Below are 13,400 nucleotides of genomic sequence, written 5' to 3' on the forward strand. Positions count from 1 at the left end.
CATTACACTATAAAATTATACTTCAAAAAAACGGATATGTCAAGGGTTTCGGGAAAATTTTTTTTGCGAAGGACAAATTTATGCGATTTGTCAACTCAAAGCGGTCATATACGCCCTGTTTTTCAACATTTTAGTTAACGTCTGTCAGGACAAAGAACGGTTGAAAAATGGTCAGTTAACTGTGGAAAGAAAGAGTTGATATGTTCACTTATGATTGTGGAAAAGTTGAAACAAGTGTTGACAGAGCGTTGCTTTACAGAGGAATTTTCAGTTTTCAACAGCCTTATACGTCCGATACAGCAATAAAACAAACACTTTTTCTACATCGGAGGGTTGATTCAACACAGTTTTCAACATTATGACAGTTTATTGTTGAAAACAAGTTCGTTTTTCTACTTGTTGAAAATTTATTTTAGCTTGCAATTTTGCAAACTCTATGTTATAATATAATAGTATTATTATAGGGAAGTATCGTTTATTGGTGAATAAACCCCTTTTATACTATTTTTGATGGAGGTTAAAATGATGAATTCTTTTGAGGAAGTTTTTGGAAATGTCAAGAAATACTGCCTTGAAAACAAACAGATCCCCAAGATCGGCATCGAGACATGGATCGACCCCATGACTCCAGTAAGCTTCAACGGAACAGACGCTGTATTCAGTGTCCAGACCCCTTTCCAGAAAAATATCGTTATGAATACTTACGTATCAATTCTGAAGGATGCCTTTATGAACGTGGTCGGTTCGGATGTCAATATCATTATCAACGTTGATACCGAGGAAGAAGATACGGTAAGCCACGCTCTTACCGATGCAGAGCTCGACCAGAAAAACGAAGAGCTTGAAAAAACATATAAATTCGCTAACTATGATTATACTTTCGATACATTCATCGAAGGTCCTTCAAACAGCTTCGCCCTTGCCTGCAGCAAGTCGGTTGCAAAAAACTGCGGCGAACGTGAAGTTTCAGGCTATAATCCGCTGTTTATCTACGGTCCTTCGGGAATGGGAAAAACCCACCTTATAACTGCTATCGCCGCTGAGGTCAGAAAGAATCACCCCGATTTCAATATCGTCTATGTTACCAGCGAAACATTCGGAAATGACCTTATTCAGGCTCTTAAGACAAACGTTATAGACGATTTCCACGAGAAATACAGAAATGCTGATATACTCCTCATCGACGATGTTCAGTTCTTCGCAGGCAAGGAAAGTATGCAGGAGGAATTCTTCCATACATTCTATAAGCTCCACCAGGAGGGCAAGCAGATAGTTATCACATCCGATAAACCTCCAAAGGAACTCATAACCCTTGAATCACGTCTCAGAACACGCTTCGAGGGCGGTCTTATCGCTGATATTTCCGCTCCTGACTATGAGACAAGACTCGCTATCATCAACCGCAAGTCTGAGCTTCTCGACCTTAAGATGCCCGGAGAGGTTTCGGAATTCATGGCTAACCGCCTGAAATCCAATATCCGTCAGCTTGAAGGCGCTGTTATACGCCTTAAGGCTCTCAACCACTTCGCAGGAAGTCCCATAACTATATCAATGGCTCAGAGCGTTATCCGTGACGTTCTTACAGATGAGCAGCCTATCCCGATAACCGTTGAGAAGATAATCTCAGAGGTCTCTACAGTTTACGGCGTATCTCCTGATGACCTCCGCTCAAATAAGCGCTCACAGCAGATATCTATCGCACGTAAGGTCGCTATTTACGTTGTCCGCGAGATAACTCAGATGCCGCTTGCATCTATCGGTACAGAATTCGGCGGACGTGACCACTCTACTATAGTATACTCCGTGAACAGTGTTACAGAAGCTATACAGAAGGATCAGAACCTCAGCAATCTGGTCAATGATATAATCAAAAACATCAAGGATAAGAGCAAGAGTTGACAACCGTGATCAACTTTGAAACTGTTGAATAAAACCTTTTCAACCAAGTTTTCAACACAGTGTTTAAAACTCAGTTGAATAATAGGACTTGTACTCATTTCCCAATGTACAAGCATTATCACTTGAACTTTCCTTCACGGAAAAAGATGCCTTTCCACATTTTCACTTTTCAACATCAACCGTGTTCTGCGATCGTTAATTAAATATTATGAAAATATACCCGCAGTTCAACCGATTATTCAACTTCAACTCAACATTATTCAACGCTGTCAACATGAAAATCCCATTTTCACACATCTGTTCACAGTTTCAAAATTTTCACAACAGTCTTTTGTGGACGAGTTTTTCCCTGAATACAGACGTTCAAAAGGGATACTGACTTTTCCACAGCCCCTACTACAACTACTATATTATTTATTCTTATCTTATCTTAATCTTATCATGATCTCTGTGAGATGTTCTCATATCTTACACAGATATCATACTTAACCTTCGGAGGTCTTTATTATAATGAAATTCGTTTGCAGTAAAAATGAACTCAGTGAGGCTATCAGCAATGTCTCACGAGCTGTTTCACCTAAATCCACTATCCCTGCACTTGAGGGTATAAGAGTAAGAGTTTCTCCGAATCAGCTGGAACTCACTGCATATAACCTTGAAGTCGGTATCAGAACGACTATTAGCGCCGCTACGGAAGACAGCGGCGAGTTCGTTGTAAGTACAAAGCTTTTCAGTGAATTCACAAGAAAAATGTCAGGCAATGAAGTTGTTTTCGATATAGATGAAAACCTTGTTATAAATGTTTCAAGCGAAGCTACAGAGTGCAGCTTCTCTGCTATGTCTGCTTCGGATTACCCTGATCTTCCTGTTGTTGACCAGAGCAGAAGCTTCACCGTAAAACAGTCTGTTCTCAAGTCTATGATAAATATGACAAGCTATGCTGCTTCTGTCAACGAAAGCAAGCCCGTTCTCACAGGTGAGCTTTTCGATATCGAGGACGGCAAGTTCAACCTCGTTGCTATCGACGGTTTCCGTCTTGCTATTCGCAGCGAGTTCGTTGATACAAAGGATACATACCATTTCGTTGTACCTAAAAAGGCACTTCAGGAAGTATCTACACTTCTCCGTGATGACGATAACGAGAAGGTCTGCACTGTATGCACCAACGACAGACACATAATCTTCGAGATAAACAACGTTTTCGTTATCTCTCGTCTTCTTGAAGGTGCTTTCCATAACTACAAGCTCAGCATCCCAAGCAGCAACAAGACTGAAGTTATCGTAAATAAGCGCGATTTCTTTGCTTGTCTCGAGCGCTGCTCGCTTATCATCGACGATAAGAACAAGTCGCCTATCCGCTGTGAAGTCGGCAACGGCGTTATGAAGATCAGCTGCAAGACAGGCATCGGACGTGTAAATGACGCTATATCAGCCGATATCTCAGGCGAAACTGTTACTATCGGCTTCAATAACCGCCTTCTTCTCGAAGCTCTCAGAGCTGCCGAGGGCGATAAGGTAAAAATACATTTCAACGGCGCTATGAAGGTAATAGAGATCCTTCCTATGGATGGCGAAAGCTATATCTTCCTTGTAATGCCTATACAGCTTAAAAACTGACGACGTAAAGGAGTTTACCCATATGTTCATGGTATATAAATACTATAAATATGCACCAAAGGCTACTGCTGTTTCTGCACTCAGTTCAATGGCGGCTGTATTGTTCCTTATTTTTGCATTCTATTTCGGTTCTGTAAAAGTTCCGGATAACAAGATATACCTTCTCTGGACCATTCTCTGTCTCGGAGCTGCTGTTTTCATGTTCTTCTACATGTCAAGAGTTTTCCCCGAGAAGATAGCAGGTCCCGAAGGTGAAAAGAATATCAAGACAAAGCCAAGCTACGCTCTTTTATACTGCCGCGAGAATCCCGAGGCTTATGATACTCTTGTAAAAGAGAATCCCGCTTTCGCTGAAAAGTATGAACGCACCGAGGACGGCAAGATCAAAAAGAGAAAGAAGTAATACCCAGAGGTGGATAGTATGCCCGATAATGAGATAAAAATAACTACCGAGTTCATAAAGCTCGATGCCCTTCTTAAATTCGCAGGTCTTACAGATACAGGCGGAGAAGCAAAGGCTCTTATCCAGGACGGTATGGTCCTCGTAAACGGTGAAGTCTGCACCATGCGGGGAAAAAAGATACGTCCCGGAGATAAGGTGGCTATTGAGGGCGAAGAAGAGGTAACGGTAGTTTGATCGTTACATATGCCGATATAGACGGCTTCAGGAATCTTTCGGGGATCTCATTTGCTCCCGATCCTAAGTATAATATCATAATCGGTCCCAATGCTCAGGGAAAGACAAATCTCCTTGAAGCTATGTGGATACTCTCGGGCTGCAAGAGCTTCAGAGGTTCCAAGGAAAAGGACTATATCTCACTCGGCGGAAACAGAATGTCCGCAAAAATTAAGATACTCGACAGTGTCCGCGAACAGAAAATAGAGTTCGAGATGACCAAAAATGCCGCTTCTCCGAAGAATATCACCCTTAACGGAGTCAAACAGCGCGGTACGAGAGCACTTTTCGATGTGTTCAAGTGCATCGCATTCATACCCGATGATGTGGATATCATCAAGGGTTCTCCCGAAAAAAGGCGTAATTTCATCGATATGGCGGCTTCTCAGCTCGAACCTGTATTCGTTTCGCACATAAATAAAAACAACTCTATCATGAATCAGCGCAATGCTCTTCTGAAAGAACTTATGCAGGGAAGCTCCTGCGGTTCGTTCCTTGAAGTATGGGACAGACAGGCGGCTAAAGAAGGCGCTGTGATATCCTATATGCGCCATGATTACGTCATGAAGCTCAACGAGATATGCGGAAGGCTTTATCGTACTATTTCAGGCGGCGAGGAGGAACTCGTCATAGAATACCGCTCAAACGTCTATAAGTCCGAGGACTTCGACAAGCCCTGCGGCGAGGAGGCTTACGAGCGCTATTTCATGAAGCTTCGTGAGACCGAGGGTTACGATATCCGTACAGGCACTACTCACTGCGGCGTGAACCGCGACGAGATAGTGATAAAGATAAACGGAGTCAGTGCCCGTGATTTCGGCTCGCAGGGACAGATTAAGAGTGCCGCACTGGTCATGAAGCTCGCTCAGGCTGAAATATACATGAAACGCTCAAAGGATGCTCCCGTAGTGTTCCTTGACGATGTTATGGGCGAACTGGACGAAAACCGTCAGAGATTCATACTTGACATGATAAAGGATATGCAGGTTTTTCTCACAACTCCGAATGAGAGTGCGCTCCTTCCCGAGATAAAGGGGAAGATCCTGCGTATAAGCGGAGGCAGGATAACTGATGAAACAGGCGATATACCTTCATATCGGGAATAACTACTCCGTTGATCTGCGTGATGTGGTAGGGATATTCGATATGGATAATACCACCGTGGATAAGTCCACGAGGAAGCTCCTTGAAAACGCAGAAAAGAAAAAACAGCTTACCTATGCGACCTATGAACTGCCGAAGAGCTTTATAATAACCGTGAAGAACGGCAGAACGAGAATATGGATCTCGCAGCTCTCCGCTGCTACGCTCCGCAAGAGACTGAATAATTCCGATGATCAGTGGAGGTAGCGGATATGGAGGAAAAAATGACCGATAATGGTAAGAAAAGCAGAAAAGCTGAGATAATTATTTTTGTTGTCCTTTTTGTCATAGCAGGCTTATTTTATTTGATGTACAGAACTATGATACCTGTGGATTATCACAGATTCAATGCTGAACGCATTGCCGAGGTGGAAGATATGTACAAGATAAGTCTTGATGATGCTGTTCCTGAGAGATTCAAACAGATACTGCTCGGGCACGAATATCAGCTCGTCCTTTATACCGATGATTATGAGAAGCTTATGGACAGCTTTACCGGTGACGGTATGAATCTAAAGAGAGAAGCTCCCGATAAAAGTAATATAGTGTATCAGGGAATGGATAACGGTCATGAAATAATGGTAAGTTTCAAAAAGGTCGATGACAAGAAAGGTAAGTACAGAGGATTATTCCAATACATTCTTGATAATGAGTCAACAGTTTCGTAAAAGACTGAATGATTCTGTCTATCATAGGATATGAAAGAACAAAGAAAGCATAACAGATTGAAATATCACGATTATTCGGATAATGGTCTTTATTTCATTACGATATGTACAAGAAACAGGATCAATTATCTTGCAGAAATCATTGAATATGGCAGAAATCATTTCATGACCATATCATAAGGAATGAAAAGGAATTCACCGAGATATGCGATTACATAGACAATAACCCGATAAACTGGGTCAACGATATATATTGCTCCCCCAACTAAACCTTGCTAACCAATGCTCGTCATAAAGAAAATTTTTCTTCGTCAGAAAAACTTGAAATGCAAAAGCATTCCTGCGTTTTCCTTCCTTGATCAATTTCCTTTCTGACCTCGCCTTTTTGGCAAAGTTTAATTTGTGGAGCAATACAACCAAAATTCATGGAGGTAAATCATGAGTCAGCAGAATAATAACTATGACGAAAACGATATACAAGTCCTTGAAGGCCTTGAAGCAGTCCGCAAAAGACCGGGTATGTACATCGGTTCAACCGGTCCCGGAGGACTTCATCACCTCGTTTACGAGATAGTGGATAACTCTATCGATGAGGCTCTTGCAGGCTTTTGTACCGAGATAACCGTCGAGATACTCAAAGGCGATATCATAAGAGTTTCTGATAACGGACGTGGTATACCTGTAGGTATCCACCCAAAGGAGGGTATCTCTGCGGCTACCGTAGTTTATACCATTCTCCACGCAGGCGGTAAATTCGGCGGCGGCGGTTACAAGGTCTCAGGAGGTCTTCACGGTGTCGGCGCTTCTGTTGTTAATGCCCTTTCAGAGTGGCTCGAGCTTACCGTAAAGGACGGCGAGCATGTTTACTTCCAGCGATTCGAGCGCGGTCACTACGACGAGCAGCTGAAGATAATCGGCGATACAAATGAAACAGGTACTTCCGTTATGTTCAAGGCTGACGACGAGATATTCGAGAGCACTGTCTATGATTACGAGGTCCTTCTTAAGAGACTCCGTGAACAGGCTTTCCTTAACGCAGGCATCAAGATAGTATTCTCGGATAAGCGTGACGAGGAGAATATCATCGGCGAAACTCTCCACTATGAGGGCGGTATCCGTCAGTTCATAGAACATATCCACGCTACACGCGGCTATGAATCACTTGGCGGAGATATAATCTATGTTTCCGGTATGCAGGGCGACTCTTTTGCCGAGATAGCTATGCAGTACAACGACAGCTACAACGAGGTCGTTCTCTCATTTGCGAACAATATCCATACCAAGGACGGCGGTTCTCATGAGACAGGCTTCAAGAATGCACTGGTCAAGGTAATTAACGAATACGGAAAGAAATTCGGTAAATTCAAGGAAAAGGAAAGCTCAAAGAAGGGCAAAGAATCCTCTAAGAGAGAGATAGAAAGTCTCAGGAAAGAGGACGTTCTTGAAGGTCTTACAGCTATCGTTTCGGTAAAGCTCACAGAGTGCGAGTTTGAGGGACAGACAAAGGGACGTCTCGGAAATCCCGAGGTTAAGCCTTTCGTAGAGAAGCTCGTTACCGAGAAGCTCATGAACTTCCTGGAGGAAAATCCCGAAACTGCCAATATCATATTTGAAAAATGTCTTTCAGCCTGCCGTGCAAGAGAAGCTGCAAAGAGGGCAAGAGAAGCCGAGCGTAAAAAGAATGCATTCGGAAACGCTTCAATGCCAGAAAAGCTTGCGGACTGCGCTGAACGTGATAACAGATACACCGAGCTTTACATAGTCGAGGGAGATTCTGCGGGCGGTTCTGCAAAGCAGGGACGTGACAGAAAGTATCAGGCGATACTCTCTCTCTGGGGTAAGATGCTCAACGTAGAAAAGGCTCGTATCGACCGTATCTACGGCAACGATAAGCTGGACCCCGTTGTTACTGCACTTGGTACCGGTATCGGTGAGGATTTCGATATAGAGAAGCTCCGCTACGGTAAAGTTATCATCATGGCCGATGCCGATGTTGACGGTATGCATATCCGTACACTTCTCCTTACATTCTTCTTCCGCTATATGCGTCCGCTCATAACAAACGGAAATGTGTATATCGCTCAGCCGCCTCTCTACAGAGTAGAGCGCAACAAGCACGTTGAATACGCTTTCTCGGATGAAGAAAGAGACAAGTATATCGCTGAACTTTCAGAAGGCGGAAAGTACAAGGTAGAAACTCAGCGTTACAAAGGTCTTGGTGAGATGGATCCTATGCAGCTCTGGGAAACTACTATGGATCCCGAGCGCCGTACTATCGTAAAGATAGACATGGAGGACGCTCTTAAGGCTGACGAGACTTTCTCTATACTCATGGGCGACAAGGTTGAGCCAAGACGTCTTTTCATTGAGAAAAACGCTAAATTCGCCCAGAATCTTGATATATAAGGTGTTTTGATGGAAGATAATATAAAATTCGTTAAGGAATATACTATCCCCACAGACGTTTTCAGAGAAGGCTACAGAGCCTATCAGAAGAAAACAATATACCCGAGAAATACCATATTTATGGTGATATTTCTGATACTTGCCGCTAATTTCGTTTACGGAGCTGTTTATGCTCCCGATAACTATCTCGCTTATATTCTGATAGTTGTCTGTCTGTTCATGGCGTTCAGACAGTGGTATAACCCGCGCAAAATGAGAAGAAGCTATGTTGAGAGCTTTGCGGAAATGGGTGAACCTGTTTACAGACTTACAGTTGCAGATGACTACGCCGAGATAGGCACTGTTTCCGCTGAACCAGTCGTTGAGGCTTTCGATGAGGACGGAGAATCACATTCCGAACCCCTTCCCGAAGCCACAAGGATAAATTTCGGCATCGATACCGATATCCTCGAAGGCGAAAGCTACTTCGTGCTGATAAACGGAAAAACTGCGGTATACATACTCCCGAAGGCGGTATTCTCCGCAGATGAACAGGATATCATCAGGAATATATCAAAAAGCTGACGGCTCATCAGCCGATAGATACAGGAGGTAAAAGTTTTGCTGTATAATGACAATTCTAAGGTCATACATTCTGAAATAGTGGATGAGATGGAAAGCTCTATGCTCCAATACGCCATGTCGGTAATCGTTTCAAGAGCGCTTCCCGACGTCAGGGACGGTCTTAAGCCCGTTCACAGACGTATACTCTATACTCTCCACGAGAATGGTCTGACCCCTGAAAAAGCATATCGTAAATGTGCAGATACCGTAGGTTCTGTTCTCGGACGCTATCATCCACACGGTGACGCCGCTGTATATGATGCTCTCGTCCGTCTCGCTCAGGACTTCTCTATGCGTTATCCCCTTGTGGACGGTCACGGTAACTTCGGTTCGATAGACGGCGATAAGGCTGCCGCTTACCGTTATACCGAGGCTAAAATGGCTAAGATAACTCTCGATATGCTCACAGACATCAATAAGGAGACAGTCGATTTTGCTCCTAACTATGATGACCGTCTGAAAGAGCCTGTAGTTCTCCCCTCACGTTTCCCGAACCTTCTTGTTAACGGTTCAACAGGTATCGCTGTTGGTATGGCTACAAATATCCCTCCCCATAACCTCGGAGAGGTAATAGACGCACTTCAGCTCCTTATCGATGATCCCGACTGCACCCTTGAACAGCTCATGGAGCATATACAGGGACCTGATTTCCCTACAGGCGGTATCGTCATGGGCAGGGCAGGTATACGTGCTGCATATGGTACAGGCAGAGGCAAGATTATCCTCAGAAGCCGTACACACTTCGAGGAGATAAAGGGCAGAAACTGCATCATAGTTGACGAGATACCTTACATGGTAAACAAGACTCTCATACTCAAGAATATCAGTCAGCTCTGTAAGGACAAGCGCCTTGAAGGTATCTATGACCTCCGTGACGAGTCCGATAAGGAGGGTATGAGAATAGTTATCGAGCTGAAAAAGGATGCTATACCCAATATCGTCCTTAACAAGCTCTTCTCGATGACAAAATTACAGGATACTGTCGGTATCATTATGCTTGCTCTGGTAAACGGCGAACCAAAGGTTCTTACACTGAAGCAGATGCTCCAGAATTACCTTGATTTCCAGGTAGACGTTATCCAGCGCAGAACAAGATTCGACCTGCGAAAGGCTCTCGAAAGAGCTCATATCCTTCAGGGCTTCATCCTCGCAGCCGATCATATCGACGAGATCATAAAGATCATCCGCAACAGTAAGAATATCCCCGAAGCTAAAGAAAAGCTCATGGAGCGCTTCAAGGACGAGGACCTCTCCGCACTTCTCGAGAGAACCGACGCATTCAAGGGCATGAACGTGTTCAATATCCTTGATACCGCTGAATTCGACCTTTCAGGCAATCACCTTGCAAGCGCAAAAGGTCTTTCAGAGGAACAGGCTGAGGCTATCGTTCAGATGCGTCTCGGACAGCTCACAGGTCTCGAAAGCCAGAAGATAACCGATGAACTCTACGGACTTCTCACTAAGATATCCGATTTCGAGGATATTCTTGCTGATATCAACCGTGTTTACGGTATCATCATGGAGGACCTTAACGTTATCCGCAAGAAGTTCAACGACGACCGCCGTACAGATATCGAGTCCGTAAGCGGTGAAGTCGACATAGAGGACCTTATCCCCGAGGAAGACTGCGTTGTTACTCTTACAAACAACGGCTATATCAAGCGTATGCCTGTTACAGAGTATAAGACTCAGCGCCGTGGCGGACGCGGTATAACAGGTATGAAACAGCGTGAAGAAGACTTCGTTGAGGAAATGTTCATCTGCGGTTCTCACGATAATATACTGTTTATATCCAACAAGGGTATCATGTACAAGCTGAAATGCTATGAAGTACCCGATGGTTCAAAGGCTTCGAGAGGCTTCAATCTCATAAATCTCCTTCCTCTTACCGATGGTGAGAAGATCGCCGCTATGATAAAGACTACCGATTTCAGCGACGAGAAGTTCATCACTATGGTAACAAAGAACGGTAAGATAAAGAGAACTAACCTCTCGCTTTACAAGAACGTCCGCAAGAACGGTCTTATCGCTATCGGTCTTGATGAGGGCGACGAGATAGCAGGAGTTCGCATGACTGACGGCAACGCTCAGATATTCGTTGCTACCCGTGACGGTATGGTCATCCGCATCGAGGAGAACAAGGGCAGAGCACTTTCACGTTCGGCTCATGGCGTTAAGGCTATCAAGCTCCGTGAGGGCGACTACGTTGTTGGTATAGCAAGAGTCAGAGAGGGAGCTTCTCTCCTTACTGTTACCGAAAACGGCTACGGTAAGCGTTCAAGCCTTGACAGCTACAGAATTCAGAACCGCGGCGGCTACGGTATTAAGAACTATAAGGTGGACGATGTCAGGGGACACGTCTGCGGCATAAAGATAGTTGACGAGGAAGACGATATAATCCTTGTTTCAAGCGACGGTATCATCATAAGGATACTTGCAAGCGATATCCGTATCATGAGCAGATACGCTAAGGGCGTAAGAGTTATGAGAGTCAACGAGGGCGCTCAGGTAGTTGCGTTTACCCGTGCAGAGCATGACGAGAACGCTCAGACGGAAAAGGTCGAGCAGCTCAGCGAGGAAGAACTCAGACAGGCTGAGGCTGAAGCCGCTGAAGAAGAAAAGAACGAAGTCATCATCGACGAAGAACCCGATGATGAAGAATGATCTTATACGGAGTTTTGCAGCGATTATTGAGGGAAACCCTTTTGAAAAAGGGTTCTCCCTCAAACTCCCTTCCTAAAACTTTCGCCTTAAATTTTCGGCCTGATATATCCCTTTGTTATGCATTATAAGCAGCAAATAATTTTTTGAAAGGGATATATCAGGCTGAAAATTTGGAGCAAAAAGTCTTTGGAAAGGGGGTGCGGGGGAAGAACCTTTCCTCAGAAAGGTTTGCCCCCGATAAACCGCCGCAGAGCTTCAGTATAAGACCGACTGTGAGGTGTGGTATGATTGTTGTTTTACTGATAGTATTAATAATACTTATCGTATTGGCGGTAATTACTGTAATTGACTCGCTGTATAGCTTCAAGGTACGCCGTGAAGATCTTGGAGGCGAAATTAAGATAGTCCAGATATCCGATCTGCACAAGCGCCATATCGGTGAAGAGAATTGCAGGCTCGTGGACATGATACGTGAGGAAAATCCCGATATTATCTTCGTTACAGGTGATCTTGTAACCCGTGACTGCTACGATTTTACAGAGGCTGAAAGGCTTCTTAAGAAGCTCAACGAGATCGCTCATGTGTATCTGATCTTCGGAAATCACGAGCAGAGTCTCCCTGCGGAATATCATGAGGAGCTTATACAAAGAGTTAAAAAAACGAATACTTACTACCTGGATAACAATACTTCAAAGATAGTTGTAAATGACAAGGAACTGTTTATCTGCGGTTTTACGCCAAAATATACCACATACCGAAAGGACGGCTACAGAAACCTCGATACCGTAAACAAGCAGGATATCATCAATGTTTTAGGTGATAAGCCAAATGGAAGGACATTGCTCCTTGCCCATAATCCGCTGTTTGCCGAGGCTTATTCTCAGTGGGGCGCTGATATGACCTTCAGCGGTCACGTACACGGCGGTGCTGTGAGAATATTCGGAAAGGGTGTTCTTTCTCCCGAGCGTAAATTCTTCCCGAAATACACAAAGGGCGTGTATACGGTAGGTAATATGAAGCTTCTCGTAACTTCGGGAATCGGTAAGCTGAGACTATTCAATCCTGCGGAAATGGTCGTTTATAAGATATGACAGAAGCTCAGAAGAGCAAATACTATAAGTAAAACTCCTCCTGTCCACGAGAGATCGCGGTTCATGGAGGAGATCTTTTTTCCTGCGATATTTCCGAGAATTATCGCAAGTGTTCCTGCAATGAAAGTAAATAACGCTGCGTATAGCGGACGTACATCCGTAAGACCTGCACTAAGTCCCGTAGCTGCGGAATCAAGAGAACCTGCGGCGGCAAGTGCAGCGGCTTCACCGAGAGAGAGGATTTTCGAGTGGTCACGGTCCGCTGCGGTATCGTCCAGATAGAGCTTCATAACAATGCCCTCGCTGCCGAGACGCAGAGACAGTTCTCCATGACGTGATATACGGCGGACTATCCCCCGTACAAGGCTTTTAGATATAGCGAACATACCAATCGCCGTCATAATGATAAAGCCTGAGATACGGCATATTTCCACGGGAATACAGCGCATTGCAAGTTCCGAGAAAATAAGCGAAATGTACAGTACTGCGCTGCTGATAAGGTTTATGAGCGCCGCAGATGAGGACGGTATCCTTATGCCGCTTCCGCAGTAAGCAGCGGATGCAAGCAGAGTATCAACGCTTACAACAGCTGCGAGAATGACTTCTTTAAACAAAACGATCACCTCATTGCAT

The 13,400-nt window shown here is 44.4% G+C and carries 12 protein-coding genes; 11 read left to right on the forward strand and 1 reads right to left on the reverse strand.

All coding sequences use genetic code 11. The features are described 5' to 3' along the window. Window positions 1–525 precede the first annotated feature (525 nt). The 11 genes from dnaA (at window position 526) to BT127_RS10470 (ending at window position 12,767) form a co-directional block, all read left to right on the forward strand. The gene (gene dnaA / locus BT127_RS10420; RefSeq protein WP_075424935.1) at window positions 526–1,899 is read left to right on the forward strand and encodes a chromosomal replication initiator protein DnaA; all 1,374 of its coding nucleotides are present in this window, start codon (window positions 526–528) and stop codon (window positions 1,897–1,899) included. Window positions 1,900–2,409: 510 nt separating this feature from the next. Continuing rightward, window positions 2,410–3,516, forward strand: a complete 1,107-nt coding sequence (gene dnaN, locus BT127_RS10425; RefSeq protein ID WP_075424936.1) for a DNA polymerase III subunit beta — start codon at window positions 2,410–2,412, stop codon at window positions 3,514–3,516. 22 nt (window positions 3,517–3,538) lie between these two features. Beyond that, window positions 3,539–3,919: a hypothetical protein gene (locus BT127_RS10430; RefSeq protein ID WP_075424937.1), complete on the forward strand. Its 381-nt coding sequence runs from the start codon at window positions 3,539–3,541 to the stop codon at window positions 3,917–3,919. Between the two features lie 18 nt (window positions 3,920–3,937). Continuing rightward, the gene (gene yaaA, locus BT127_RS10435; protein ID WP_075424938.1) at window positions 3,938–4,153 is read left to right on the forward strand and encodes a S4 domain-containing protein YaaA; all 216 of its coding nucleotides are present in this window, start codon (window positions 3,938–3,940) and stop codon (window positions 4,151–4,153) included. Continuing rightward, entirely contained in the window at window positions 4,150–5,298 is a 1,149-nt protein-coding gene (gene recF, locus BT127_RS10440; RefSeq protein ID WP_075424939.1) for a DNA replication/repair protein RecF, read from the forward strand. Before yaaA ends, recF begins: the two co-directional genes overlap by 4 nt. Continuing rightward, on the forward strand, window positions 5,264–5,542 hold the full coding sequence (gene remB, locus BT127_RS10445) for an extracellular matrix regulator RemB (protein ID WP_318257223.1): 279 nt from the start codon (window positions 5,264–5,266) through the stop codon (window positions 5,540–5,542). The genes recF and remB overlap by 35 nt, the downstream gene beginning before the upstream one ends. A gap of 5 nt (window positions 5,543–5,547) precedes the next feature. After that, the gene (locus BT127_RS10450) at window positions 5,548–6,003 is read left to right on the forward strand and encodes a hypothetical protein (protein ID WP_075424940.1); all 456 of its coding nucleotides are present in this window, start codon (window positions 5,548–5,550) and stop codon (window positions 6,001–6,003) included. Window positions 6,004–6,441: 438 nt separating this feature from the next. Beyond that, a complete protein-coding gene (gene gyrB, locus BT127_RS10455) occupies window positions 6,442–8,409 on the forward strand; it encodes a DNA topoisomerase (ATP-hydrolyzing) subunit B (protein ID WP_075424941.1) in 1,968 nt (655 codons plus the stop codon). A 9-nt stretch (window positions 8,410–8,418) separates the two neighbouring features. Next, window positions 8,419–8,973, forward strand: coding sequence for a YcxB family protein (locus tag BT127_RS10460; protein WP_075424942.1), 555 nt, complete (start codon window positions 8,419–8,421; stop codon window positions 8,971–8,973). 36 nt (window positions 8,974–9,009) lie between these two features. Further along, entirely contained in the window at window positions 9,010–11,676 is a 2,667-nt protein-coding gene (gyrA, locus tag BT127_RS10465; RefSeq protein WP_075424943.1) for a DNA gyrase subunit A, read from the forward strand. Between the two features lie 284 nt (window positions 11,677–11,960). Next, complete coding sequence (locus tag BT127_RS10470; protein WP_082334999.1) at window positions 11,961–12,767, forward strand: metallophosphoesterase; 807 nt, start codon at window positions 11,961–11,963, stop codon at window positions 12,765–12,767. Here BT127_RS10470 and BT127_RS10475 read toward each other — a convergent pair. Beyond that, window positions 12,755–13,381 carry a manganese efflux pump gene (locus tag BT127_RS10475; protein ID WP_075424944.1) on the reverse strand — a complete coding sequence of 209 codons (627 nt, stop codon included), beginning with the start codon at window positions 13,379–13,381 and terminating at the stop codon, window positions 12,755–12,757. The two genes, BT127_RS10470 and BT127_RS10475, sit on opposite strands and share 13 nt — an antisense overlap. Window positions 13,382–13,400: the final 19 nt, after the last annotated feature.

Source organism: Ruminococcus sp. XPD3002, assembly GCA_900119535.1.
Taxonomy (GTDB): Bacteria; Bacillota; Clostridia; order Oscillospirales; family Ruminococcaceae; genus Ruminococcus; species Ruminococcus flavefaciens_H.

Bases quoted from the DNA above. Each gene is read 5' to 3' on its own strand.
- dnaA (WP_075424935.1), top strand. From the start codon at position 526: ATGAATTCTTTTGAGGAAGTTTTTGGAAATGTCAAGAAATACTGCCTT.
- dnaN (WP_075424936.1), top strand. From the start codon at position 2,410: ATGAAATTCGTTTGCAGTAAAAATGAACTCAGTGAGGCTATCAGCAAT.
- BT127_RS10430 (WP_075424937.1), top strand. From the start codon at position 3,539: ATGTTCATGGTATATAAATACTATAAATATGCACCAAAGGCTACTGCT.
- yaaA (WP_075424938.1), top strand. From the start codon at position 3,938: ATGCCCGATAATGAGATAAAAATAACTACCGAGTTCATAAAGCTCGAT.
- remB (WP_318257223.1), top strand. From the start codon at position 5,264: ATGAAACAGGCGATATACCTTCATATCGGGAATAACTACTCCGTTGAT.
- BT127_RS10450 (WP_075424940.1), top strand. From the start codon at position 5,548: ATGGAGGAAAAAATGACCGATAATGGTAAGAAAAGCAGAAAAGCTGAG.
- gyrB (WP_075424941.1), top strand. From the start codon at position 6,442: ATGAGTCAGCAGAATAATAACTATGACGAAAACGATATACAAGTCCTT.
- BT127_RS10460 (WP_075424942.1), top strand. From the start codon at position 8,419: ATGGAAGATAATATAAAATTCGTTAAGGAATATACTATCCCCACAGAC.
- BT127_RS10470 (WP_082334999.1), top strand. From the start codon at position 11,961: ATGATTGTTGTTTTACTGATAGTATTAATAATACTTATCGTATTGGCG.